Origin of the sequence: Tahibacter soli, assembly GCF_025717065.2 — a bacterium.
In the GTDB taxonomy this organism is placed as follows: domain Bacteria; phylum Pseudomonadota; class Gammaproteobacteria; order Xanthomonadales; family Rhodanobacteraceae; genus Tahibacter; species Tahibacter soli.
In genome coordinates this window covers 464,003-487,149 of sequence record NZ_JAOVZO020000018.1, presented here as the reverse complement: position 1 = coordinate 487,149, position 23,147 = coordinate 464,003, and the positions used below count along the sequence as shown (strand labels likewise).

General features: G+C 69.2%; 23 protein-coding genes. 17 read left to right on the top strand and 6 right to left on the bottom strand.

Annotation, left to right across the window (positions count from 1 at the left end):
* Window positions 1-131: 131 nt before the first annotated feature.
* Window positions 132-974 carry a TolB family protein gene (locus OD750_RS15670; protein WP_263541625.1) on the bottom strand — a complete coding sequence of 281 codons (843 nt, stop codon included), beginning with the start codon at window positions 972-974 and terminating at the stop codon, window positions 132-134.
* Entirely contained in the window at window positions 971-1,600 is a 630-nt protein-coding gene (locus OD750_RS15665) for a CGNR zinc finger domain-containing protein (protein ID WP_263541624.1), read from the bottom strand. Before OD750_RS15665 ends, OD750_RS15670 begins: the two co-directional genes overlap by 4 nt.
* 80 nt (window positions 1,601-1,680) lie before the next feature.
* Between OD750_RS15665 and OD750_RS15660 the strand changes: the two genes are divergently transcribed.
* Window positions 1,681-2,691: an arginase family protein gene (locus OD750_RS15660; RefSeq protein WP_263541623.1), complete on the top strand. Its 1,011-nt coding sequence runs from the start codon at window positions 1,681-1,683 to the stop codon at window positions 2,689-2,691.
* 116 nt (window positions 2,692-2,807) lie between these two features.
* On the opposite strand, the gene OD750_RS15655 is transcribed toward OD750_RS15660, so the two are convergent.
* Complete coding sequence (locus OD750_RS15655; RefSeq protein WP_263541622.1) at window positions 2,808-3,704, bottom strand: LysR family transcriptional regulator; 897 nt, start codon at window positions 3,702-3,704, stop codon at window positions 2,808-2,810.
* 102 nt (window positions 3,705-3,806) lie between these two features.
* Here OD750_RS15655 and OD750_RS15650 point away from each other — a divergent pair, with 102 nt between their 5' ends.
* On the top strand, window positions 3,807-4,814 hold the full coding sequence (locus OD750_RS15650) for an NAD-dependent epimerase/dehydratase family protein (RefSeq protein ID WP_263541621.1): 1,008 nt from the start codon (window positions 3,807-3,809) through the stop codon (window positions 4,812-4,814).
* Here OD750_RS15650 and OD750_RS15645 read toward each other — a convergent pair.
* Window positions 4,768-5,277 (bottom strand): GNAT family N-acetyltransferase, encoded by a 510-nt coding sequence (locus OD750_RS15645; protein WP_263541620.1) that lies wholly within the window; start codon window positions 5,275-5,277, stop codon window positions 4,768-4,770. The two genes, OD750_RS15650 and OD750_RS15645, sit on opposite strands and share 47 nt — an antisense overlap.
* The gene (locus tag OD750_RS15640) at window positions 5,278-5,556 is read right to left on the bottom strand and encodes a type II toxin-antitoxin system TacA family antitoxin (protein WP_263541619.1); all 279 of its coding nucleotides are present in this window, start codon (window positions 5,554-5,556) and stop codon (window positions 5,278-5,280) included.
* A 257-nt stretch (window positions 5,557-5,813) separates the two neighbouring features.
* Here OD750_RS15640 and OD750_RS15635 point away from each other — a divergent pair, with 257 nt between their 5' ends.
* From OD750_RS15635 to OD750_RS15575, 13 genes are all read left to right on the top strand, one after another.
* Entirely contained in the window at window positions 5,814-6,527 is a 714-nt protein-coding gene (locus tag OD750_RS15635; protein ID WP_263541618.1) for a DnaJ-like cysteine-rich domain-containing protein, read from the top strand.
* 279 nt (window positions 6,528-6,806) lie between these two features.
* Window positions 6,807-7,307 carry a hypothetical protein gene (locus tag OD750_RS15630; protein WP_263541617.1) on the top strand — a complete coding sequence of 167 codons (501 nt, stop codon included), beginning with the start codon at window positions 6,807-6,809 and terminating at the stop codon, window positions 7,305-7,307.
* Window positions 7,308-7,315: 8 nt separating this feature from the next.
* A complete protein-coding gene (locus tag OD750_RS15625; RefSeq protein ID WP_263541616.1) occupies window positions 7,316-7,816 on the top strand; it encodes a transglycosylase SLT domain-containing protein in 501 nt (166 codons plus the stop codon).
* A gap of 55 nt (window positions 7,817-7,871) precedes the next feature.
* Complete coding sequence (locus OD750_RS15620) at window positions 7,872-8,150, top strand: phage holin family protein (RefSeq protein ID WP_263541615.1); 279 nt, start codon at window positions 7,872-7,874, stop codon at window positions 8,148-8,150.
* A gap of 89 nt (window positions 8,151-8,239) precedes the next feature.
* Window positions 8,240-8,632: a DUF3168 domain-containing protein gene (gene gp17, locus OD750_RS15615; protein WP_263541614.1), complete on the top strand. Its 393-nt coding sequence runs from the start codon at window positions 8,240-8,242 to the stop codon at window positions 8,630-8,632.
* A gap of 148 nt (window positions 8,633-8,780) precedes the next feature.
* Window positions 8,781-9,257: a phage tail tube protein gene (locus OD750_RS15610; protein ID WP_263541613.1), complete on the top strand. Its 477-nt coding sequence runs from the start codon at window positions 8,781-8,783 to the stop codon at window positions 9,255-9,257.
* A 121-nt stretch (window positions 9,258-9,378) separates the two neighbouring features.
* Entirely contained in the window at window positions 9,379-9,750 is a 372-nt protein-coding gene (locus OD750_RS15605) for a hypothetical protein (protein ID WP_263541612.1), read from the top strand.
* Between the two features lie 29 nt (window positions 9,751-9,779).
* Complete coding sequence (locus OD750_RS15600) at window positions 9,780-10,076, top strand: phage tail assembly protein T (RefSeq protein WP_263541611.1); 297 nt, start codon at window positions 9,780-9,782, stop codon at window positions 10,074-10,076.
* 64 nt (window positions 10,077-10,140) lie between these two features.
* Window positions 10,141-14,820: a phage tail tape measure protein gene (locus OD750_RS15595; RefSeq protein ID WP_263541610.1), complete on the top strand. Its 4,680-nt coding sequence runs from the start codon at window positions 10,141-10,143 to the stop codon at window positions 14,818-14,820.
* Between the two features lie 9 nt (window positions 14,821-14,829).
* Window positions 14,830-15,948, top strand: a complete 1,119-nt coding sequence (locus tag OD750_RS15590; protein ID WP_263541609.1) for an Ig domain-containing protein — start codon at window positions 14,830-14,832, stop codon at window positions 15,946-15,948.
* Between the two features lie 2 nt (window positions 15,949-15,950).
* Window positions 15,951-17,327 carry a hypothetical protein gene (locus tag OD750_RS15585; protein WP_263541608.1) on the top strand — a complete coding sequence of 459 codons (1,377 nt, stop codon included), beginning with the start codon at window positions 15,951-15,953 and terminating at the stop codon, window positions 17,325-17,327.
* 64 nt (window positions 17,328-17,391) lie between these two features.
* Complete coding sequence (locus tag OD750_RS15580; RefSeq protein ID WP_263541607.1) at window positions 17,392-20,082, top strand: SPRY domain-containing protein; 2,691 nt, start codon at window positions 17,392-17,394, stop codon at window positions 20,080-20,082.
* A 2-nt stretch (window positions 20,083-20,084) separates the two neighbouring features.
* Entirely contained in the window at window positions 20,085-20,942 is an 858-nt protein-coding gene (locus OD750_RS15575) for a hypothetical protein (protein ID WP_263541606.1), read from the top strand.
* Window positions 20,943-20,966: 24 nt separating this feature from the next.
* On the opposite strand, the gene OD750_RS15570 is transcribed toward OD750_RS15575, so the two are convergent.
* Window positions 20,967-21,545: a dihydrofolate reductase family protein gene (locus OD750_RS15570; RefSeq protein WP_263541605.1), complete on the bottom strand. Its 579-nt coding sequence runs from the start codon at window positions 21,543-21,545 to the stop codon at window positions 20,967-20,969.
* Between the two features lie 162 nt (window positions 21,546-21,707).
* Here OD750_RS15570 and OD750_RS15565 point away from each other — a divergent pair, with 162 nt between their 5' ends.
* A complete protein-coding gene (locus OD750_RS15565; RefSeq protein ID WP_263541604.1) occupies window positions 21,708-22,310 on the top strand; it encodes a helix-turn-helix domain-containing protein in 603 nt (200 codons plus the stop codon).
* Window positions 22,307-23,134 carry an SRPBCC family protein gene (locus OD750_RS15560; RefSeq protein ID WP_263541603.1) on the top strand — a complete coding sequence of 276 codons (828 nt, stop codon included), beginning with the start codon at window positions 22,307-22,309 and terminating at the stop codon, window positions 23,132-23,134. The genes OD750_RS15565 and OD750_RS15560 overlap by 4 nt, the downstream gene beginning before the upstream one ends.
* Window positions 23,135-23,147: the final 13 nt, after the last annotated feature.

The following is a 23,147-nucleotide window of genomic DNA, read 5'->3' as shown; positions in this document are numbered from 1 at the left end:
CGCGCTCGCGCGGGGGAGAGGGATGGGGTGAGGGGGAAGGCGCCGGAGTCTTCGTCGAGATTGACGCGGCGCGATGGGTAGCCCCTCACCCAACCCTCGCCCCCAAGCACGCTTGGGGGAGAGGGCTTGCGCTATTTTCCGCAGATCGGCGGCCATGAGGCGTTGGCGTTCTCGGCAAGATCGACGAGAAAGAACTCCCCCGACCGCGCACCGTCAGCCTGCGCAAACAACACCCGATCCCCGCGCGGCGACAATAGCGGACCGACCTGAAACACCGCGTCGTCGGCCGGCACCTGCCCTTGCCCGATCCATCGTTCGCCCTCGCGGCGATATCGGTACAGATGCGAGCGCGTGCCGCGGTCGGCGACGACGACCAGCGTCTTGCCGTCTTGCGAAACTTCCGCTTCGTACTCGTTCGCCGCGCTGCTGACCGGCGCGCCGGCGTTCGCGACGGTCCAGCCGTCGGCGCGCGGGGTCGCTATATAGATGTCGCCCTGTCCGAAGCCGCCGGCGCGGTCCGATCCGAACACGAGCCGACCGTCCGCCGTCTCGCGCGGCAGCAGTTCCGACGCCGTCGAGTTGACCGGCTCGGGCAGCCGCTGCGGCTCGCCCCACGCACCGTTCGCGTCTCGGCGCGTCAGCCAGATGTCGAGCTGGTCGCCGCCGTCGGCGTTCTGCCGCGTCGAGACGAAGTACAGACGTTTGCCGTCCGCGCTGACGAACGGGTCGGCGTCGAGACCCGGCGGTGTCGCCGCGAACGACGGCGAGTGCGGCGTCGACCACGCGCCGCGCTCGCAGCGCGCCGCGAGAATCTTCCATTGGCGAAAGCTGCGGTCGCTGCGCATGAAGTAGATCTCGCGGCCGTCCGGCGTAAACGTCGCCGACGACTCGTATCCGTCGCTCGACAGCGGCGCGGGCGCCCAGCGTACCGGTGCCGCGGTCAGCGCGACGGCGAACAGCGCGACGGCGATCATGCGTCGCGCTCCGCTTTTGCCGCCGCGTGGAATCGCCGCGCCTTGGCGACGTTGCCGCACGTGGCCATGTCGCACCAGCGGCGGCGCCCGTTTTTCGAGGTGTCGACGAACACCCAGCCGCAGTCGCTGCCGTCGCAGACGCGCACGCGTTCGAGATCGGCGTGCTCGAACAATGCGAGCGCGTGAGCGGCCACCACGTGCGTGACGTAGTCGAGCCCCGAGCGCTCGACCGTCCATTCCACCCGCACGCGGCGCGCGCGGCTGACGAGTTGCGCGGCGTTCGCGGCGGCCGTGCGCGCCGCGTCGATCGCGTACAGCGCTTCCGGCTCGGGATCGCGGTCGGCCACCAGCGCGTAGAGCGCCGTGCATAGCGCCTCGCGCAGCGCCTTGGTACGCGCGAGCGCCGCCTTGGCCTTCACCGGGTGCCGTTGCGCAAGATCGGCGAGTGCGTCGAGTTCGCGCGCGGAGAAACGCTCGCTGCGCCGCGCCCAGCGCACGAGCGCGTCGTAGTCGTCGAGCCAGTCGCGCGGCTGCGTGTCGCGCGCGGTGACGGTGTTGACGAGGTCCGCAGCCAGATCGCCGCCGACGAGGTCGGCCGTGCGGAAGTCGTGATGCTCGATGCGCATGCCATAACCTTCGAAAGTCTATTGACAGGTTATTGGGCACGGGACGAAACTGTCAATACGTATTTTGAAGGTTACGGACCATGACGATCGAAACCTGCCTGCGCCGCGGACTGTTCGCGCTGGCGTGCTCCACGGGCGTCGCGACGGCATCGCCGGCGATCGTCGTCGTCGACGCGCCGAGCAATCTCGGTTTGCGACCGCCGGCGCCCGGCGTCGAGCCCGGCGCGCGCAAACTCGCCGCGGCGCTGCGCGGCACCGGGTTCGTCGATCGCCTGGGCGCGCGCGACGCCGGTCGCGTCGACGCGCCGCCGTATTCGCCGGATGCCGACGCGGCGACCGGCTTTCGCAACGGCACGGCGCTCGCGGCGTATTCGCGAACGCTCGCCGACCGGCTCGGCACGCTGCTCGCCGACGACGCGTTCGTCGTCGTGCTCGGCGGCGACTGCAGCGTGCTGCTCGGCGCCGGCGTCGCGCTGAAGCGCCGCGGCCGTTACGGTCTCGCGTTCGTCGACGCGCACGACGACTACACGTATCCGCGCGACGCGGCGCGCTACCGCGGTCGCTACACGGCCGCCGGCCTCGACCTGGGCCTCGCGACCGGACACGGTCCAGCGGCGCTGACCGCGATCGACGGCGCATCGCCGTATTTCGCGGAAAGCGACGTCGTCCACCTCGGCCTCGTGCGCGAAGCCGGCGACGCCGCGTACGGCGACGTCGCGCGGTTCGAACGTTCGCCGATCCATATCCTCGACCGCGCCGCGATCGAACGGCGCGGCGCCGCGGCGGTCGGGGCGTCGGCGCGCGAGCGGCTCGCAGGCGCCGGCACCGACGGCTACTGGATTCACGTCGACGCCGACGTGCTCGACGCGAGCGTGATGCCGGCCGTGGATTCGCCGAACGGCGAGGGCATCTCGTTCGCGCAGCTGCGCGCGTTGCTCGCGGCGCTGCTCGAGAGCCCGCGCGCGGTCGGCCTCGAGCTCACGATCTACGACCCCGATCTCGATCCGACCGGCGCGCACGGCCGCAACCTCGCCCACGCGATCGTCGGCGCGTTTGCGGATTCCGGTCGATTTTCAACGCAGCCGCGATAGTTTCGCCGCTGCTCGTCATCGCCGGCACGGCTTCGTGCCGAGCACTTCCGCGCGCACTCGTACGCCTCGTGGCGATAGCGGCGCACTATGCGCGTGCCGCGGGCAACGCAGAATAGCTAGCGTTTGCCCACGTACGTGGCGAGCCCCGCGTGCAGCGCGTCGAACACGGCCTTGCAGCTCGGGCTGTCGCGCAGGTCCTCGTGCATGGTCAGCCACGTGTCGAACGCCAGCGCGAACTGCTTGGGCAGCACGCGCACGAGCGCCGCATCGCGCCGCGCGAGCCCGACCTGGCACGCGCCGATGCCGAAGCCGGCGCGGATCGCGGCGAGCTGCGCCAGGTCGCTGTCGGTGCGCAGCGCGAACGACTTGCGCCGCAGCGGCCCTAGCACCTTGGCGAAGCTGCGTGTATACGCCGTTTCGGTGTCGAAGCCGATCACGCTGTGCGATGCCAGATCGTCCCAGTTGGCAGGCTTGCCGAACGTGTCGAGATAGTCGCGATGCGCGTGCAGGCCGACCTCGATCGTGCCGACACGCCGCGCGACGAGTGCCGCCTGCGTCGGTTTGAGCATGCGCACGGCGATATCGGCTTCGCGCTTGAGCAGGTCCTCGACGCGATTGGTCAGCACGAGCTCGACGACGAGTTGCGGATAGGTACGCCGCAGCGTCGCGAGTATCGGCAGCAGCACTTCGGCGCCGACGACGTCGCTCGCGCTCACGCGCACGGCGCCGCGCACGCCCGGCCCCTGGCCCGACGCCGCGCGCAGGAGCGCGGCGCTCGTGTCGGCGAGGCTCTGTGCGTACGGCGCCAGCGCGAGCGCGGCCTCCGTCGGCTTGAGCCCGAGCTGCGAACGCGTGAAGAGCGCGACGCCTAGCGCCTCCTCCAGCGCCTGCACATGCCGGCCGATCGTGGGCTGCGCGACGCCCAGCGCGCGCGCCGCGCCCGACAGCGAGCCTTCGCGCAGCACGCCGAGAAACGATCGGTAAAGCTCCCAGCCCGGCTCGTTAGTCGTCATACGAAAACGTATAGTCTCTGGTAGGTCCTCGGCAATTCCATGCTAGCCGTCCGGCGCCCAGACTGCACGCACCACAACGGTTGCGAAGAGCGGGAGCGGATCATGCAGGCGACGAAGACGGCATTGGTACTGGGCGCCACCGGCGGCATCGGCGGCGAAGCGGCGCGGCACCTGCGCGCTGCCGGCTGGCGCGTGAAGGCGCTCAATCGCGACGCGGCCAAGGCCGCCGCGGCGCAGCCGGACTTCGACTGGATGCAGGGCGACGCGATGCGCCGCGACGACGTGGTCGCCGCGGCGCGCGGTGCCGATGCGATCGTGCATGCGGTGAATCCTCCGGGCTATCGGCGCTGGGCCGAACTCGTGCTGCCGATGCTCGACAACACGATAGCCGCGGCGCAGGGCAGCGGCGCGCGCATCGTGCTGCCCGGCACGGTCTACAACTACGGCCCCGACGCGCTGCCGGCGCCGCACGAAGACTCGCCGCAGAACCCGGCGACGCGCAAAGGTGCCATTCGCGCAGAAATGGAAAAGCGGCTGCACGCCGCGAGCGGGCGCGGCGCAAAAGTGCTGATCGTGCGCGCCGGCGACTACTTCGGCCCGCGCGCCGGCAACAACTGGTTCTCGCAGGCATTGGTGAAGCCCGGGAAGCCGTTGACGACCGTGACGAATCCGGCGCGCGCCGGTGTCGGGCATCAATGGGCGTACCTGCCGGACGTCGCCGCGACGATGGTGCGTCTTCTCGAACGCGGCGATGCGCTCGACGCGTTCTGCCGCGTGCACATGCAGGGCCATTGGGACGCCGACGGCACGCAGATGGTCGAGGCGATACGCCGCGTCGCCGTCGCGCAGGGCGGCGCGCGGCCCGCGGTCAAGACATTCCCGTGGTGGGCGCTGCCGCTGGCCACGCCGTTCGTGCCGCTGTTTCGCGAACTGAACGAAATGCGCTACCTGTGGCGCGAGCCGGTACGCATGGACAACGCGCGGCTCGTCGCGCTGATCGGCGCCGAGCCGCATACGCGGCTCGACGATGCGGTAGCGGCGACGCTGGCGGGGTTGGGCGCGATCAGCGTGCGCGCCGGCGCAGGAGTTCCAGCGCGTGCGCCAGATTGAGCATCACCGCCAGCGGTTCGCCGGGGGATTCGACGAAGCCGTGGTGCAGGTAGAAGCGCTTGGCGCTGTCGTCGATCGCGTGACACAGCATCGCCCGTATGCCGAGTTCCTGAGACACTCTCAATGTGCGCAGCACGGCGTCCTTGAGCAAGCCGGCACCGATTCCGCGTCCGCCCCAGTCGCGATGCACGGCGAGACGGCCCAGCACGATAGCGGGACTCGGGTCCGGCATATTGCGCCGGATGCCGCCGGGCGCGGCCGCGCGCCCGACCGACCCGGCGGCCAGCGCGTAGTACCCGACGACGGCGTCGCCGTCGCAAACGACGAAGCATCGGGTGGCACCTTCCAGGTGATTCTTGCGCGCACGCTGCTTCAGCCAGTGCTCGAGTTCGTCCGCGGCGCACGAAAACGCATCGAGCCTGTGCCGACCGTCGAGCGGCTCCGGCGGTGAAAGATTCGCCAATCAAGACTCCCAAGGTGCGCGTTTGCGCAGGAGACCGACGAGCGCATCGGGTGCAGGCAGCGGCGCATCGAGAAGTTCGGCGAAACGCCTGAACGCCCTGGGATCGAGCGCGAACTGTGTCCGATCGGCCAACACCTCCTGCGCTTTCTCGCATGAGGCGTCGAGAATGAATTCGGAGCGGTTCTTGCCGGAAGCCTGTGCGGCCTGGTCGATCAGCGCGCGTTTTGCGCTCGGCGCTCGCAGATTGATGACGGCGGTGTTCGCTGCGGTTCGGGCCACCTCGATCTCCGGGTAGTAGTGTATGCACAGTGTATGTACAGAAAGATCGGCACTCAAGCGGACGAAACCCTCCGGCTCAAAACATGAGACGGCGTAGCGGCCCCCGAAAAGCATCGTCGTTCGTCTCGAATCGAGCAACCGCGCCGATCTCAGGGCGTGCAATCGCCATCGGCGATCCTTCCGTTCCATCGCCCGCACCGCGCTGCGCCTTCGTCGCCGCGCGTCGCGTCCGGCATCGAATCGGAGGAAGCGCCGCAATGAATGTACGCAAGATCATGACTCGCCTGAACGCAGCGACGGCGCGCTACGACGTCGCGCGCGGCGGCGTGCCCGAAATCACCGCGCAGGACGTCGCCGGCGCGCTGGCCCTCGTCGGCGACCCGCTCGCGCGCGACGTGTTCTGCTGCCTGTGGTGGCCCGACAGCACCGCGCTCAACCGCGAACGCGTGCTCAAGGCGCTGCGCGACCGGATCTGGAGCGAGTTCTCGCGCCGCCATCGCGCCGCGCAGCTCGCGCGGCTCGACCTGCACATCGCCGAAGGCGAACTGGCCGCCCGGCGTTCGCCGGGCGAGCACGACCGGCGCGAGTTCGACACGCGCCACGCCGCGTGGGAACGCGCTCACCGCCAGCTCTGGCCCGGCACCATGGCGACGTATCCGCAGCTGCTGCGCGCGGTGCTGACCGAGTTCGTGACGCCGCGCCACTGCGCGACGTGCAAGGGTCGCGGCGCGGTCGCCGGATCGAACGGCCCGCGCGTCTGTGCCGCCTGCGACGGCCGCGGCGAGAAGTCGCAGTCGAAGGCGTGGCGCGCGAACGCGCTCGGCATGACCGAGGCGAACTTCCGCCAGTCGTGGGAGCCGGTCTACGAGTGGACTTATAGCCTCGTATCGGATCTCGAATCGACGGCCGCGGCACAACTCACGCGCGCGCTCGGCGCGCACGACGAGCGCCGCTACGCCGCCACGGCGTAGCGAAGTAGCCGGGTTCGGGTTTCCTGCGTAATCTGGCCACACACGAAGCAGCGACGAAGCCCGGCCCCCGCGCCGGGCTTCGCGTTTTTGCGTTTCGCGCGACGTTCGCGCGACCGCATCCGAAGTGGTCGGGTTCGGGTTTCCTGCGTAATCTGGCCACACTCCACGTTGTATCCGAAGCCCGGCCGTCGCGCCGGGCTTCTCGTTTTCGGCCGGTCGCCGCCGCATTCCGCCTCACTCCCGGAACGCGGCGCGCCGGCCGCTTTATCGGAGACTGCCATGTCCGCTCAGTTCGACGCCGTCATCGCCGCGGCGGCGCGGGTCGCCCGCGCCGCGAATATCAGCGCGACGAAAGCGAAGAAGGCGCTCGGCGACGCGATGAAGGCGCTCGCGCCGCCGGCGCCGGTCGCCGGCATCGGTCCGCTCGACGAGTTCGGTTCGCACGCGTTCGACGGCCTGGCGCCGGGCCTGCGCGTGTTCAGCATCGCCGCGTTGAAAAATGCGACGACACCGCAACAGATCGGCAACATCATGATGCAGTGCGGCTGCGACGCCGACGGCAACCCGCAGGGCAGCGGCCCGGAGCCGTTCGGCTGGCGCGAAGGGCAGTCGCTCAACGTGTTCGTGCTGCCGCTGCGCCGCGTCGCAGGCAGTGACGCCGTCGGCGGACTGCGCTGGGAAGACGCCGAGGCGGACGGCAAGCACAGGTACGAGCGCGTGCGCGTCCGCGCGAGCGACGTCGCCGGCGTCCGCGACGCGCTCGCGCGCCTGTCGCGCTGAGTGCGGCCATGTACGCGACGCTCTACGACACGCCGATACGCGCGGCGGCCGAACAATATCTGCCGCAGTGGCATTGGCTGTGGCTCAAGGCGCAGCTGATCGCCGAATCGGCGCTGGACCCCGCGGCCGTGTCGCCGGCCGGCGCGCAGGGGATCGCGCAGTTCATGCCGCCGACGTGGGACGACGTGCGGGCGGCGCTCGCGTTTCCCGCGCACACGACGCCGTTCGATCCGGCATACGCGATCAAGGGCGCCGCCTGGTATCTGGGCCTGCTGCGCCGGCAGTGGCGTTCGCCGCGCGCGGAAGACGACCGGCGCCGTCTCGTGCAGGCGAGCTACAACGCGGGCCTCGGCAACGTCGTGAAGGCGCAGAAGCGCGCTGGCGGCGCGACGGCTTACGCGTCGATCGCCGCGCGGCTGCACGAGGTCACCGGTGCCGACCATGCGCGCGAAACGCGCGCCTACGTCGAGCGCATCGAACGCATTCACCGCGAACTCGTCGGCGTTTGAGGGCCTGGTCATGGCCCCGGCTCGATGCGGACATCTGCACAAGAGGAAAAAGTACATGCAAGAACACGACAGGAACATCCTCTGGCTGATCCTGCTCGGCATCTCGATCGCGCTCGGCAAGCTCTTGTCCGGTTCCGATCCGCTCAGCTGGCGCCTCGTCGCGGGCCGGTCGCTGCTCGGCGCCGCGACCACGATGATCGCCGGCGCCGCCGTGATGCAGATACCCGATCTGCCGCTGATCGCGATCCTCGGCATCGGCTCGGCGCTCGGCGTCGGCGGCGCGCAGGTCGTCGAGAAGATCATCGTCAACTGGGGTTCGCGAGGCGGCGGCTGAGCCCGTCGACCCTTCGCCGCCCGATCGACTCAAGGAGAAGCCATGAACATCGTCCACGTTTATCGTTTTGCGCAGCGCCGGGTGTTCGCATGAACCCGCCGGTCCTCGCGCTCGCGAGCGCCTCGGCCGCGGTCACCGACATCATCGGCACCGCGCCCGTGCGCTGTTTCGCGTTCGGCGTCGTGCCGGCGCCGCCGGTCGGCGAGCCGGCCGATTATCACCTGCCGTGCCTCACCTACAAGACGCTCACGAGCCGACCGGAGCAGACGCTCGGCGCGCCGCCCGCGGTCGAGCGCCTGCGCGTTCGCGTCGAGGCATGGGCGGCCGACCCCGACGTCGCGATGGCCCTGTTCGATGCGGCGCGCGCCGCGCTCGAAGACGGCGGCGCCAACACGCTCGTCTGGGGCAACAAGCAGAAGTACGACGCGGCGACGCAACGTTACCGCGTGCGCGGCAAGTTCGATTTCTGGGTGAACCGCTGAGTCGCGCGACGCGACGCGCCACACCCCCACGAGGCCCGGCACGAACGCCGGGCCTTTTCATTTCGGCAATCCCGCCGAAAACGGCTGCCGCGAACGGCAGCCGCTCGAGCCGCTGCGAGGCGGATCAAGTCACTACCGGAGATACCACATGAGCGGCGAAATTCGCACGCAAGGCACCCAGGTCTACATCTACGACAAGACCGCCACCCCGTCGGCGGACGTCAAGCAGATTCCGAACGTCGTCGACATCGGCGAATTCGGTCCGCAGGCCGACGACATCGACGTCACCAACTTCGACAGCGCCGCGAAGGAATACCTGACCGGCCTCGCCGACAACGGCGAGCTGACGCTGCAGCTGAACCTCGATCCGGCCAGCCCCGCGCACCGGCTGCTCGACGCCAACGCCGGCAAGGGCGAGCGCTTCAAGTTCGCCGTGTGCCTGAGCGACGGCACGGCGGCCCCGACGCTCGTGTCGACCGTGTTCACCGCGCCGACCGGCCGCACGAGCTACCTCTTCGAAGCGTCGGTGAAGGCGTTCCGCCGCGCGATCAAGACCAACGATGCGAATCGCGTGAACTGCGTGCTGCGCATTTCCGGCGCGATCGCGACGACCTGGAAGGCGTAACGCTTCCGCGAACCGCGATACGGCTTGAAAGTCCCCGCGGCCGGCGCGGCGTCCACTACGCCGTTTGCCGTGGCGCCTACGCGCCGCGCCGGCCGCTTCTACACAACGGCAGGAATTCACAATGAGCTATCTGAAGAACAAGCTGGCGCCGCGCGTCGGCCATTTCGAGCACGACTTCAACGACGGCGAAGGTCCGGTCAAGGTGTTCGTGCGTCCGCTGACGTTCAAGCGCCGCGCCGAACTGGTGACCAAGCGCGTCGCCGAATCCGGCGGCTCGCTGTACGGCTCGACGCCGGACAAGGGGCTCTACCTCGACGCCGAAATGCTCGCCGACACGCTGTGCGACGAGGCCGGCCGCATGATCGCGCGCATCGAGGAAATCCTCGACTGGGACGGCGGCGTTGTCTACGACCTCGCGCGCAAGGTGTTCGCGCGCGAGTTCCCCGACGTCGGCAGGAAGGCCGAGGAAAACCCTTCGCCGGCAGCGAACTAGTCTGGTATTCGCTGTCGCTGTGGTGGGGCGTGCCGGTCTTCCAGTTGAAGGAGACGATCGACGCCGACGAGTTCGACGGATGGTGCCGCTTCATGCGGCACTACCCGTTCGATCCCGAGTCGATGTACCTCGTGCCGGCCGCGCTCGTCGCCTCGACGATCATCAACGCGCACGGCGGCGGCAGGGACGGCCGGCCGGTCACGATCCGCGACCTCCTGCCCGAACGCGCGCCACCAAAACCAGAAGACCCGAAGGCGCTGGACGAGAAATTCCGCTCGTTCTTCCGGCGCCTGCCGCAAAGCGATCCATCCCCGGAGCCGGCGTGAGCCGGCTCGTTCGCGTGCGCCCGACCGACGCCGCCGGGATCCGTACCCGTCAAGGAACTCATCCATGATCACGACAATGACCGGCGCGAACCCGAGCATGCTGGCGTCGGCGAACGACGCCGAAGCCATCGGCCGCTTCCAGGCGACGCTGCTGCGGTTTCAGGACGTCGCGAAAACCAGCGCCGTCGCGGCCGGCGCCGCGATCGCGCAGATCGGCGGCGCCGTCGCGGCCGTCGGCGGCCTGGCGCTCGACAGCGCCGGCAAGCTGACGCAGTGGGTCAACGCCGCGATCGACGCGCAGGCGAAGATCGACGAGATGTCGCAGAAACTCGGCCTGAGCGCCGAGGCGACGTCGCGACTCGCCGCGACCGCGAAGATCAGCGGCACCGATTTCGACACGCTCGGCAAGGCGATGTCGAAGTTGACCGAGAACGCGATGAACGCGGCCGGCGGCTCGCGCGAGAACACCGCGGCGTTCACGGCGATGGGCGTGTCGATCGCCGACGCGACCGGCCGCGTCAAGGCCGGCGACCGGCTGCTGGCTGAAATCGCCGACAAATTTTCAGGCTATCGCGACGGCGCCGAGAAGTCGGCGCTGGCGACGAAACTCTTCGGCGACGCCGGGACGTCGCTGATTCCGCTGCTCAACGGCGGCTCGGCGGCGCTCGACGACTATGCGAGCACCGCGGCGTCGTTCGGCGCGATCGTCGGCGGCGAGACGGCGCAGGCCGCGTCGCAGTTCCAGGAAAATCTCGCGGCGCTCGAACTCGCCGGCGCCGGCGTCGCCAACCAGGTGGCCGCGGAAATCCTGCCCACGCTCGTGCAGTTCTCCGGCGACATTCTCGAGGCGACGAAGTCGAGCGGCCTCCTGACGGTCGCCGCCGACGTGCTGTCGGGCGCGCTCAAGATCGTCGGCGGCGTCGCGCTGGCCGTGACGAACATCGTGCAGAACATGACGAACTTCGTCGCGGCGGGATTCGACACCATCGGCGGCGCGTTCGACATCGTGTCCGGCGCGAGCGCCGGCGTCGCGCAGGGAATCGGCGCGGCGTACGCGAAAGTCACGGGCGACACGAAGGGCTACGAGACGATGTCGAAGGCCGCCAGCGAGACGATCTCGTCGAGCTGGCAGGAAGGCACGCAGCGCATCAGCGGTGCCTGGTCGAGCGCGGTCGACGGCGTCAACCAGAATACGCAGGAATTCATCCAGTACGTGTCGGCGGTCGAAGCGCCGATCGTCAGGATCGACGAGGCGCTGCGCAAGCGGCTCGCGCCGTCGCTCGAAGCGGTGAAGGTCGCCTTCGGGCAGTTCGCCAAGGCCGACGGCTTCGGCGACATGCTCAAGGCCGCCGACGCGACGATCGGCGCGATCGCCAACGCGTTCGCGAAACTCAACGAAGACCCGCGCGAAACCGCGCCGCGCGTCGGTAGCGGCGGTGGCAAGCCCGACGACAAGACGAAAGAACTCGAGGCCGCCAAGGCAAAGCTCAACGAGACGCTCAACGGCCTGCACGGTTCGATCAGCCCGGTCGACGCCGCGTGGGTGAAATTCAACAAGACCGTCGACGACTTCAACCTCTCGATCGACGACGCCACGAAGAAGGGACTCGCCGAGGCCGACGCGAACCGCATGTCGGCCGACGCGTTGAAATACGCGCAAACGATTCGCGACCGCGAAATTGCGAAGATCAAGGAACAGGGCGACGTCCTCGGGCGCTACCTCAGGGAGGTGGACAAGTCGCGCGCGCTCGACGGCCTGACCGACCGCCAGAAGGCGGTCGTGCAGGCGGTGCAGGCCGCGACGAAGGAATACGAGGCCAACACCAAGGCCAATATCGAGAACCAGCAGTCGCTCGGCGAGCTGCAGTCGACGGTCGGCGCGGTCGCCGCGGCGAGATACGACGAAGCGAAGGCGGCCGAGGCCGCGACCGCCGCCGCGAAGCGGCAGAGCGACATCGTGCGCAACGGCATGAACGGCATGGCCGACGCGATCTCGAACTGGGCCGTCAACGGCTTTTCCAAGGCGCGCGACTTCTGGAAGAGCATGGTCGACATCGTCAAGCGCTCGGTCGCGCAGATGCTCGCCGAATGGATCAAGACGCGCTTCATCGGCGCGTTCTTCAACGACCCCGGCGCGCGCCGCGGCGCGACGGCGGGCGCGTTCGGGATGCCCGTTTCCTTGAGCGGCGGATCGGTCGTCGATCTCGTGACCGGCGGCGGCGCGTCGTCGTCGTCGGGTGCGATGCAGACCGGCGGCTTCCAGTATTCGAGCGACGGTTCGCTCTTCAGCGGCGACTCGTGGATCAGCGCCGGCAAGTCACTGTGGTCGGGCTTCAGCCAGCTCTGGTATGGCTCGGGCCAGATGACCCAGCTCGGCAGCTACCTCGGCACCGCGGCCTACGGCCCCGGCATGGCGACGACCTGGACGCCGAGCGCGCTCGGCACGACGCTCGGCGTGGCCGGCGGCCTCTACGCGGGCTACAACCGCTACCAGAACAGCAACGGCGGTCTCGCCGGCGGCCTGGGCGCCGCGGCCTACGGCGTCGGCACGATCGGCGTGATGGGCGCGGTCGGCGGCGTGCTCGGCGGCGCGGGCGCGGCTGCAGGCATGGCCGGCGCGATGGGCTCGATCGGGCTCGCCGCGATTCCGGTCATCGGCTGGATCGCCGCGATCGCGATGCTGGTCGACATGGTCGCCGGCGGCAAGTTGTTCGGCACCAAGGCGCGCACGCAGTACACCGACAGCCGCATCGACATCGGCGCGGAAGGCGCCGAGGCGTCGATGCTCGTCACGACAGTGCGCCAGCGCTCGCTGTTCCGCGGGCGGCAGTGGAGTACGAGCGCGGGCGAAGTGACGCCCGAGATGACCGAGGCCGCGAACAAGTTCTGGAAGCAGCTCGCGGACATCGCCAAGGATGTCGCCAAGTCGATCGGCGGCGACGTCGCGCCGGTCATCGACGCCTCGCTGCGCACGGTCACCGAATACGACAAGAAGGGACGCGAAAAAGCAACGAAGTTCATTGTGGAAGCGCTCGGCCGTTCGTGGGAGGAAGCGTCGGCGGAACTGGCGACCAAGCGCATCGCCGCCGAGCAGATGATCGCGTCGCTCGACTTCGGCCAGAAGGAGGCCGAGGCGAGCAAGATCGCCGAACGCTATCGCAAGGAGGCCGAGGCGCTGGCCGACGCCGCCGCGACGATGGTGCAGGCGCGCGCCGATCTCAACGACGGCAAGGGCCTGCTCGGCGGCGGCGACACGCTGACGTCGGTGATGGCCTGGGTCGAGGAGCAGCGAAAGGGCGACGAAACCCTCGCCGCGACCTACGCGCGGCTGTCGCAGGCGACGGCGCAGTACAACGCGCTCGTCGAACAGACCGCGCAGGCGCTCGAGCAGATCCAGGTCGGCGCGGGCCCGGTCGAGCAGCTGCGTGCGGCGCTCGAGCAGATCACCAAGCAGACCGAGGCGACGGTCAAGGCGCTCAACGACGCGGCGATCGCCGCGGGCCTCACCGCCGCGCGCGAAGAAGATCTCGCCGCGGTGCGCGATCTAGAGAACGCGCGCATCGCCCAGCTCGTCGACGGGTTCTGGGGCAATATCGACGAGCAGTTCAAGGCGATCACGCAGGTCAATACGCCGGCCGGCGACTTCGCCGCGTCGATGCGCGCGATTGCGCAGTCGCTGTACGACAACATCGCGCAGGCGAACATGCTGGCCCGCGCGCAGGGCCAGGCGGGCGCGAGCACGCAGCAGCTCGCGCGCATCCACGAGCTCGCGGCGCGGCAGGCGGCGTCGGCGATCGCGCGCCTGACCGACATCGGGCGCAACCAGGTGCGCAGCCTCTACGGCGGCGCGTTCACGCTCGACCAGGTGAACGCCGACATCGCCGAGCTGCAGTCGCGCGCCGGAACGGCGAGCGGCGCGGTGCAGGACTTCGGCAGCGCCATGGGCGATGCCGCTAGCGCCGCGACCGACGCGATGAACCTCCTGCTCGGCGATCTCAGCCCGTTGAACGATCAGGAGAAACTGCAGCAGGCCATGGCGGGCCTCGCGGCCGGCACGGTGACGCAGGAGCAGGTGCTCGAAATCGGCCGGCGCCTGTACGCGAGCAGCGCGAACTACGACGCGCTGTTCGGGCAGGTCACGTCGATGGGCGGCAGCCGTTCGGGCGGCGGCGGCGGTGGCGGCGGCGGCGCGGCGCCGCAGCAGCAGGCGCTGACGCAGGAGGAACAGGAGCGGCTCGCCGATCTCATGCAGCAGCGCGACGAGCTGGTCAGGCAGCAGCGCATCAACGAGGCGCGCGATCTTGCGAACACCGTCGCGATGCTCGCGGCGGCGCAGGGCGAGTCGTTCGCGGAAGTCGCCGAGAGCATCGGCCTGGATCTGGAAAAACTCGCCAAAGACCTCGGCATGGAAAACCTCGCCGAGCTGACCGAGTACCTCGGCAACATCGACGTCAGCGCCGATCCGGTCGTCGACGCGTTCACCGACAACATCGACCGGCTGATCGCGACGATGAAGGAGCTCTGGGGACCGAAGGACGACGGCGCGGCCGACGGCGCCGACGACAAGTCCGGCGCGACGAGCGCCGACGTGCAGGTCGAGGTGCGCCGCGGCACCGAAGCGAACGAGCGCATCGCGCGCGAGAACGGCGCGCGGCTCGACCGCATCGACGTATCGATCCGCGAACTCGGCCGCGACTTTCGCGAAGCGTTCGCGCCGCAGCGCTCCACGCGCATGACGAACTGAGGAAACGCTATGAGCGCAGAAGTCGTACTGCTGGTCGCCATCGGCGAACCGGTGTCCCTGCAGAAGCATCTGACGACGAAAACGCAGTCGCCGGAAAAGCCCGTGCGCAACGAGCCGTACTCCGCGACGATCGTGCCGGACGGCGGTGTCGAGCCGTTCGTCTACGCGGCACCGAACGACGATCTGCCGCCGGGCATGTCGCTCGACGCGGACACGGGCGAGATCTCCGGCACGCCGACGCAGCAGGGACACTACGAATTCGTCGTCGAAGTCACCGACGCCGAGTCGACCACGTTCAGCATCGTCAACTCGATGTACGTCGAGGGCGGCATCGTGTGGGAAACGAAGCACCTGCCGGACGCCGAGTATCACGTTCCCTACTCGGCGCAGCTGAAGGTGTCCGGCGGGTCGCCGCCGTACACGTTCGGGGTACAGAGCGGATCTTTTCCTTTTGCACAGTTGCACATCAGCGGCGCGACCGCCGGCCGCATCGTCGATCCGAATCCGAACACGTACGTCGTCGCGCTGCGGCACCAGTTCACGCTGCGCGCGACCGACTCGGCCGGCAACTATTCCGATCACACGTTCAGCGTGATTCTGTGGCCCTCGCTGCAGTGGGAAGGGCCGCCGCAGTCGGACGGCCTGGTGAACCTGCCGTTCGAACAGCGCCTGAGTACGCGCTACGGCATGCTGCGCCTGTACGAGACCGAGCGTCCGACGACGAACTACGCGATCAGCGACGGCGCGCTGCCGCCGGGCCTTTCGATCAGTCCGTTGACCGGCACGATCTACGGAACGCCGACCGCGAGCGGCGTCTACAGCTACACGGTGACGATGACCGACTCGCTCGGCGGCGCGATCTCGTCGCCGATGCGAAGCCGCATCGCCGCCGTGACGGACATCGACCAGATCTACGAGGCGCAGATCGGCGACGGGTCGAGCTACGAGTTCCAGGTGTCGCACCAGTTCGGCGGCGTGCCGCGCAGCGTCGTCGTCTACGACGGGTCCGGCGAGGCGCCGTGGCCGATCGTCGAGGTCGAGTGGTCGATGGTCGATCTCGACACGATCAGCGTGACGACGGCGACCGTCCCGGCGCCGGGCCAGTACACGATCATCATCACGGGGTAGCCATGGCCATTTTTACGCGTCCGAAGATCTTCAACGCGTCGACGCGCTTTCTCGGCACGGCGACGTTTCAGCGCGACGATGGCGGCGATCCGGCGACGGCGAACGTCACGATCGCGCCGGCCACCGGCTCGGCGTCGACGCGCATCGCGTTCGCCGACCTGGCGTCGAATCAATACGCCTATTTTCGCGCGGACCCCGCCGCCAGGACCGGGCTCGCGCTCGGCTGCGACGACGGCGTCTTCGTCGAATCGGGATTCGCGCTCGCGAGCGGACTGTCGCTGCTCGGCGGCCATGCCGACCTGACCGCCGGCACGGCGGCGCTGGGCATCTCCACGTCGTATGCGATGCGCCTCGCGCTCGCCGGCGACGGCTCCGACGGCGCGGGCGTGCTCAACGGCACGAACACGTATGCGTGGGCGACGAAATTCGGTTCGGCGTACGCGCTCACGCGCGACGTATACCTGTCCAGTCTGAGCTTCGCGAGCGGGACCTCGCTGTTCACGAACGGGTTCCGGCTGTACGTGCACCTGCTCGACCTGAGCAGCGCGTCGGCGGCGGCGCTGCGGGCAAGCGGCACGACCGGCGGCGCCGGCAGCGGTTCGACCGGCGGCACGTTCGGCGGCGGCCGTTCGGGCGTCACGATCGGCGGCAGTTCGCAGGGCGCCGCCGGTCCGAACGGCGGGTCCGGCGCGGGCACGGCCGGCGGCGCGGGCGCGATCCTCCTGATCGGCAACGGCGGGCAGGGCGCCGCCGGGGGCAGCGGCGGCACCGGCGCATCCGGCGCCGGCGGCGCCGGCGGCGCGAGCGCGCCGGCGCCGGTGGCGCAAAGTCTGGGCACGCCGATGCGCGAACCGATGTCCGGCGCGTCGCTGGTCGGCGGCGGCTGCGGCGGTTCGGCCGGCGGTTCCGGCGGAGGCGCGCTCGGCGCGACCGGCGGCGGCGGCGGTGGCGGCGGTGGGGGCGGCGGCGTGTTGTACGTGCGCTGCAACGAACTGCGTACCAGCGTGATCACGGCAGCCGGGGCGATTGCCGCGAAAGGCGGCGACGGCGGCAACGGCGGCGCGGGCGTCGGTACGTCCGCGGGCGGCGGCGGCGGCGCGTCGGGCGCGGGCGGCGGCTACATCGACCTTGCGTTCCAGATCCGCACCGGCTTCGCCGTCGCCGATCTCCTCGACGCATCCGGCGGCAGGGGCGGCACCGGCGGCGAAAGCGGCGGCGGCGCCGCGACGACCGGCGTCGGCGGCGCCGGCGGCCAGTCCGGCACGATCGTCGTCTTCGATATCGGCAGCGGCACGAGCACGCGCGGAGCGCTCGCGAGCGGCGGCGCGGCGGTCGGCAAGACCGGCGGCGCCGGCGGCGTCTGCCGCGTCACGATCTAGCGCGGCAACGATGAATTCCTAGAAAAAATTCATCGCTTCGCGGCACCGAACATCAGGAGTTCTCATGGCACGCGTATACGCGACACTCGACCGCAACGGCCTGGGCGCGAGTCTCGCGCTCGAGCAGGGCGGCCTCGTCGTCACCAACGAAGAAAACGCGACGACGATCAATCGCCTGGCCCGCGGCACGATCGCCGCGACCGGCAAGAAGGCGTTCTTCGAAGCGGCGTTCTACGGCGACGGCCCGCTGCTCGACCGGGTTTCCGTCGGCATCGTCGGGCCGCTGCACTCGCTCGGCCAGTGGGTCGGCGCGCAGCCGACCGGCTACGGCCTCAAGGCCGGCAACGGCGGCGTCTATCGCAACGGCTTACTCGAAGCGGCGACCGCGCCCGTGCAGAAGAGGACGTTCATCGGCGTGCTCGTCGATCTCGATGCGCGGACGTGCACGTGGTACGTCAACGGCAGCCTGCATGCGCGCGTGACGAACATCGCCGCGGACCGCTGGTATCCGGCCGTCACGATCTCGGGCGCGACCGCCAATGCGCTCTACTGCTACCTCAATTTCGGACAGTACGCGTTCGCGTTTCCGCAGGACGGTTCCGACAATTTCGACGAGGCGCTCGTCGAGGGCTGGTATTCCGACAACGGCCGGCCCGATCCGCTGTACCTGTGTCCGCGCAACAGCGCCGGCTTCACGTCGCTGCCGACCGACGCGCTGCCGCTCGTCACCTTCGAGTCGCGCATCGCCAATGCCGACGCGATGTCGGTATCGACGCGCAGCACCGTGTGGCCGTGGGGCGGCGGCAACGCCGGGTCGAGCTACGGCGAGCTGGAAATCGACAACGCCGACGGCCGCTACGACACGCTCGCGGGGCAGGATCTGCGCGACCAGATCGCGCGCATCGTCGTGGCCGAAGCGGGCGGTTCGTACGACGTCGCGAACGCGGCGTTCACCGCGGTCGTCGACGACGTCAAATGCATCGGCGAATCGAAGCTGCGCGTGTCGTTCAAGGACATGCAGTCGACGCTCGAACGTCCGCTGCAGCGGCGCATCTTTCCGCCGTGGGCCGATCCCGGCGTCGCGTTTCGGCCGCTGCCGATCACGCTCGGCGCGTGCCGCAACGTCGCGCCGATGCTCGAAGACCAGGCGACGCGGCGCTACCGCCTGCACGACGCGCCGATCACGAACATCACGGCCGTGCGCGACAAGGGCACGCCGCTCGACAAGTATTCGTCGCCGCCGCAATACGTTCCGACGAACGACCTGCAAGGACTGACGCTCGAAACCCTGCCGGTGGGCCTCCTCACCGCCGACATCTCGAGCGAAGGTCAGCAGGTGACGATTCCCGGCGTCGCCGACGTGCTGAACGGCGCGGGTGCGTTCACGAACTGGCCGAACGGCGCGACCGCGCCGACCGGCTGGGTGTACGCCGGGGTTGCGGGCGACTCGCTGCAGCGCACCGGCACCGGATCGGGCCAGGGCATGCCGCAGAACTATGTCGCGGCGCTGTCGACGAACAAGATCTACAACCCGGCCGCGGGCCATTACGGCGCGCAGCTGCGCTACGGCCAGGCGATTCTCGAACCGGGCAAGTCGTATCGCATCCAGTTCAAGCTCGTGCGCGCGTTCGGGCAGCCGTCGGGCGTGATCGGCGGCAACGAGTACGGATTGCTGGTGCGCTGTCTCGCGGCGACCGGACCGGACCGCGGCAGTCCGAGCGACGCGATCTCGCCGCACGGTCGGCCGCTGTCCGCGCCGCAGTTCGGCACGCAGGGCACGGCGTATACGTTTACCTACACCGTGCCGCCCGGCGCCGCGCGCAACCTCGCGTTCATCGCGACGACCGCGGAGGGGGCGGGCACGTCGGCCGGCACCGGCGTGGCGTCGGGCGTCTATTTCTACGACGTCAAGGTCGAGCGCCTCGGCGAAGTCGAGCAGGCGCTGCCGCTGCAGGGCATCACGCTCGAACGCTACTGGTCGGAAATCTTCTCGCGCGCCGGCGTGCCGGAAAGCGCGTGGGTGCGCGCCGACTGCGCGGCGATCGACGCCGCGACCGGCTACAAGTTCGGCGTGCACATCCGCGAACCGGTCACCGTGCTGCAGGCGCTGCGCCTGCCGCTCGACACGTACGGTGCGGCAATGTTCACGGATGCACAAGGCAAATTCCGCGTACGCCGGCTCGTCAATCCGTCGACGGCCACGACGATCGCCAGGGCGTTCGGCGCGAGCGACATTCCGCGCGGCGTCGCGCCGCGCAACGATCTCGCGCCGGGGCTGACGTCGTCGATCGGCGCGCGGCGCAACTGGCAGCGCTTCAACGACAACGACTTCGTCACCGACTTCCTGCTCGTGCCGGCCTCGCTGCGCACGCAGTTCAAGGCGCAGCACCAGTTCGTGCGCAACGCGCCGGCCGACATCTCGCCGGCGTACCGCTTCGCGTCGAGCGCACCGGAGCTGCCCTGCCTGCTCGACGATCCCGATGTCGCGCAGCGCGAAATCCTGCGCGTCACGCAGCCGTATTCGGCGAACCGCAGCGACACCAACGGCAAGGTCAGAACGCCGATGCTGCCGCGGTTCGTGGAGTTCTCGGTGCACTACGACACGCCGTCGCCGCCGCCGCTCGTGTTCGGCGACGTGATCCGCGTGACGTATCCGCGCCACCGGCTCGGCAACGGCCAGAACCTCGCCGTGGTCGGCACGACCATCAACCCTTACACCAAGACGATGCAGATCGTCGCCTGGGGAACCCTATGACCATGTTCAGCGACACCCGCTACCGCTGCGTGCTGCACTCGATTCGGGCGAGCAACGGCCAGGCTGCCGAGTTCACCGGCGGGAGCAACATCACGGACGGCCGGCCGTCGACGCGCTGCGCGATCAAGTGGATCGGCGCGACGACGTCGGACTACATGGAAATCATCGTTCGCGTCGAACCGGCCGCGCCCTACATGCCGGCCGTGCCGGAAAGCCGGCTGTGGTTCATCGACAGTCTCGTCGGTATCCCGCAGTTCACCCTGGTCGCGGTGTATTCGGGCACTTCGCCGTCGTCGTTGTCGTACGTGTGGTCGAACTCGCTCGGCTCGATGCCGAACGGACGCCCCGGCCAATGGGTCGCAAGGCAGCAGGGCCAGGGAAGAACCCACGAATATTTCGCATTTCGCATTTTCAACAATGTCAGCGGCCAGGCGTCGATCGTGCCCGGCTCGACCGTGCAGATCGGCGAAGTGTTCGCCGGGCCCGTCATCGACTGGCCGGCGGCGGACCTCGAGATCAAGCCGGTCGATCTTTCGCTGACGAACGAGGCCTCCGACGGCACGATCCGGCGCGTCAAGCGCACGCCGCAGCGCCAGCTCACCGTGACGATTCCGCCGCAGACGTACGACAAGGCGATCGCCGGCGTCGGCGCGCTGACATTGCAGGAGTTCGTCTATCGTCTGATCGCCGCCGACTCGCTCGCCGTCGTCGCGCTGCCGCGACTTCACGGTTCGGCGGACATGACGGCATTGCAGCAGGCGACGGGCTTCCTCGTCTGCCTGCAGGATGCCGGCGCGCTCAAGTTCAGCGCGACGAGTCATGTCGGACCGCTGACGCTGACGTTCAAGGAAGCGTTGTAGCCACGCCGTCGGCGAACCGCGAGATCAGGCGGGGACGTACTTCAACCGGATCACGTCGTCGCCGATCCGGTCGTGCGCCACGAGGCGCAGCGGCGGCCGCGGCCCCGCGAAATACGGCGTGCCCTGGCCGAGCACGACGGGGTGCAGGTAGATCCGGTATTCGTCGATCAGCCCGAGCGCGGTGAGGCTTTGCGCGAGGTTCGGACCGGCCACTTCGAACTCGCCGTCGCGCTCGGCCTTCAGCCTGCGGATCGCGCCCTCGACATCGTCCGCAACCAGCGTGGCGTTCGGCCCGACCGACGTCAGCGTGCGCGAGACGACCCACTTCGGCTGCTTTCGCCACGCGGTCGCGAACGCGCGCTGGTCGTCGGTCCATTCGGGGCGATCTTCATCCCAATAGCGCATGAGCTCGTAAAGCGTGCGGCCGTAAATGCTGCCGGCCTGTCCCCGCGCCTCCTCGACGAAGTGGCGAAAGAGCGTAGGGCTCGGTGCGAACAACATATGATCGACGTAGCCGTCCAGCGACTGGTTCATTCCGAACACGAGCCTCGCCATGACGCGCTTCTCCCCGCGCGGCACAGGCGCGCTGATCGGGTTGCCCATTGCAACCGGTCGTAAGTTACATCGGCCGGATCGACGCGGCGACGGCCGGATCGTCGGACTGACTAGAACGGCAAGACCGCGCGATCGCGCGGTCTTCGTCGTCGCGCGATCGCGTTCGAATCCGGCATTGACAATATTTTTTGTCAAAGCTAGCCTCGCGCCATGCTCGATATCCACGTCATCGACGATCCGGCCACGGCGGCAGTGGCGCTGGAGCCGACGCGCAGCCGCATCCTGTCCGAACTGGCCGAGCCCGCTTCGGCGGCGACGCTTGCCGCGCGGGTCGGTCTGGCCCGGCAGAAGGTCAACTACCACCTCAACGCCCTGGAGGCGCACGGGCTCGTGCGCCTGGCGGACGAACGCAAATGGGGCGGGCTGACCGAGCGGCTGCTCGTCGCCACGGCCGCCTCGTATATCGTTTCGCCGGACGCGCTCGGCCCTGCCGCCGCCGATCCGAAGCGGGAAGTCGACCGGCTGTCCGCGAGCTACCTCATCGCCCTGGGCGCGCGAATCATTCGCGAAGTCAGCGACCTCGTTCGTCGCGCGCCAAAGGCCGACAAACGTCTGGCCACGCTCGCGGCGGATACCGAGATCCGCTTCCGCTCGGCGGCCGACCGCGCCGCCTTCACCCGGGAACTCACCGAAGCCATCGCGCAACTCGCGTCGAAGTATCACGACGACGCGGCGCCCGGCGGCCGTCCGCATCGCCTCGTCGTCGTCGCACATCCCCTGCCGCAGCCATCCGAGTCCAAGGAGCCGTCATGAGCGTGAAGCACGAAGCGTCGGGACGCCGGTTCGTCGAGACGCAATTCGAGGTTCCCGGCACGCCGGAGGAAGTCTGGGAAGCGATCGCGACGGGGCCGGGCATTTCGGCGTGGTTCGTTCCGGCGCGGTTCGAGGAGCGCGACGGCAAGCCCGTCGGCGTCACGTACGAATTCGGCCCCGGTTCGGAAATCCGCGGCATCGTCACGGCCTGGGATCCGCCGCGCACGTATGCCGCGCGACAGGAAGAAGGCTGGGGCGGCGCGCCGCCGATCGCGACCGAGTGGAACGTCGAGGCGCGTTCCGGCGGCACGTGCGTCATTCGCATCGTGCACAGCCTTTTCGCGAGCACCGACGAGTGGGACGACCAGCTCGAAGGCGCCGAATCCGGATGGTCCGGTTTCCTGGCGATACTGCGCGTCTACGTCGCGCATTTCCGTGGCCGGCGTTCCGCGCTGACGCAGTTGAGGAGCCCTGCCGAGGGCACGGACGCGCAGATCTGGGAAGCGCTGACGACGGCGCTGGGACTGCAAGGCGCGAGCGTCGGACAGCGGTTCGCGGCACCGGCCGGCGTTCCGCCGTTCGGCGGCATTGTGGAATACGTCACCGAGAACCCGTACGACGCGCTGCTGCGCATCGACCGGCCGGCGCCGGGCATCGTGGCGCTCGGCGTCGCCGGCATGCCCGGCGGTCCGAGCATGGTCGGGGTGAATCTCTATCTGTACGGCGACGAGGCCGCCGCGACGCTCGATCGCGAGAAGCCGGTGTGGGAGGCGTGGCTGCAGGAGCGCTTTCCGATGCCGGCCGATTCAAGCGATGGCGAATGAGGTGCTGCGGAGG

Coding starts and splice junctions, on each gene's coding strand:
- OD750_RS15670 (WP_263541625.1), bottom strand. CDS start 974: ATGATCGCCGTCGCGCTGTTCGCCGTCGCGCTGACCGCGGCACCGGTA.
- OD750_RS15665 (WP_263541624.1), bottom strand. CDS start 1,600: ATGCGCATCGAGCATCACGACTTCCGCACGGCCGACCTCGTCGGCGGC.
- OD750_RS15660 (WP_263541623.1), top strand. CDS start 1,681: ATGACGATCGAAACCTGCCTGCGCCGCGGACTGTTCGCGCTGGCGTGC.
- OD750_RS15655 (WP_263541622.1), bottom strand. CDS start 3,704: ATGACGACTAACGAGCCGGGCTGGGAGCTTTACCGATCGTTTCTCGGC.
- OD750_RS15650 (WP_263541621.1), top strand. CDS start 3,807: ATGCAGGCGACGAAGACGGCATTGGTACTGGGCGCCACCGGCGGCATC.
- OD750_RS15635 (WP_263541618.1), top strand. CDS start 5,814: ATGAATGTACGCAAGATCATGACTCGCCTGAACGCAGCGACGGCGCGC.
- OD750_RS15630 (WP_263541617.1), top strand. CDS start 6,807: ATGTCCGCTCAGTTCGACGCCGTCATCGCCGCGGCGGCGCGGGTCGCC.
- OD750_RS15625 (WP_263541616.1), top strand. CDS start 7,316: ATGTACGCGACGCTCTACGACACGCCGATACGCGCGGCGGCCGAACAA.
- OD750_RS15620 (WP_263541615.1), top strand. CDS start 7,872: ATGCAAGAACACGACAGGAACATCCTCTGGCTGATCCTGCTCGGCATC.
- gp17 (WP_263541614.1), top strand. CDS start 8,240: ATGAACCCGCCGGTCCTCGCGCTCGCGAGCGCCTCGGCCGCGGTCACC.
- OD750_RS15610 (WP_263541613.1), top strand. CDS start 8,781: ATGAGCGGCGAAATTCGCACGCAAGGCACCCAGGTCTACATCTACGAC.
- OD750_RS15605 (WP_263541612.1), top strand. CDS start 9,379: ATGAGCTATCTGAAGAACAAGCTGGCGCCGCGCGTCGGCCATTTCGAG.
- OD750_RS15595 (WP_263541610.1), top strand. CDS start 10,141: ATGATCACGACAATGACCGGCGCGAACCCGAGCATGCTGGCGTCGGCG.
- OD750_RS15590 (WP_263541609.1), top strand. CDS start 14,830: ATGAGCGCAGAAGTCGTACTGCTGGTCGCCATCGGCGAACCGGTGTCC.
- OD750_RS15585 (WP_263541608.1), top strand. CDS start 15,951: ATGGCCATTTTTACGCGTCCGAAGATCTTCAACGCGTCGACGCGCTTT.
- OD750_RS15580 (WP_263541607.1), top strand. CDS start 17,392: ATGGCACGCGTATACGCGACACTCGACCGCAACGGCCTGGGCGCGAGT.
- OD750_RS15575 (WP_263541606.1), top strand. CDS start 20,085: ATGTTCAGCGACACCCGCTACCGCTGCGTGCTGCACTCGATTCGGGCG.
- OD750_RS15570 (WP_263541605.1), bottom strand. CDS start 21,545: ATGGGCAACCCGATCAGCGCGCCTGTGCCGCGCGGGGAGAAGCGCGTC.
- OD750_RS15565 (WP_263541604.1), top strand. CDS start 21,708: ATGCTCGATATCCACGTCATCGACGATCCGGCCACGGCGGCAGTGGCG.
- OD750_RS15560 (WP_263541603.1), top strand. CDS start 22,307: ATGAGCGTGAAGCACGAAGCGTCGGGACGCCGGTTCGTCGAGACGCAA.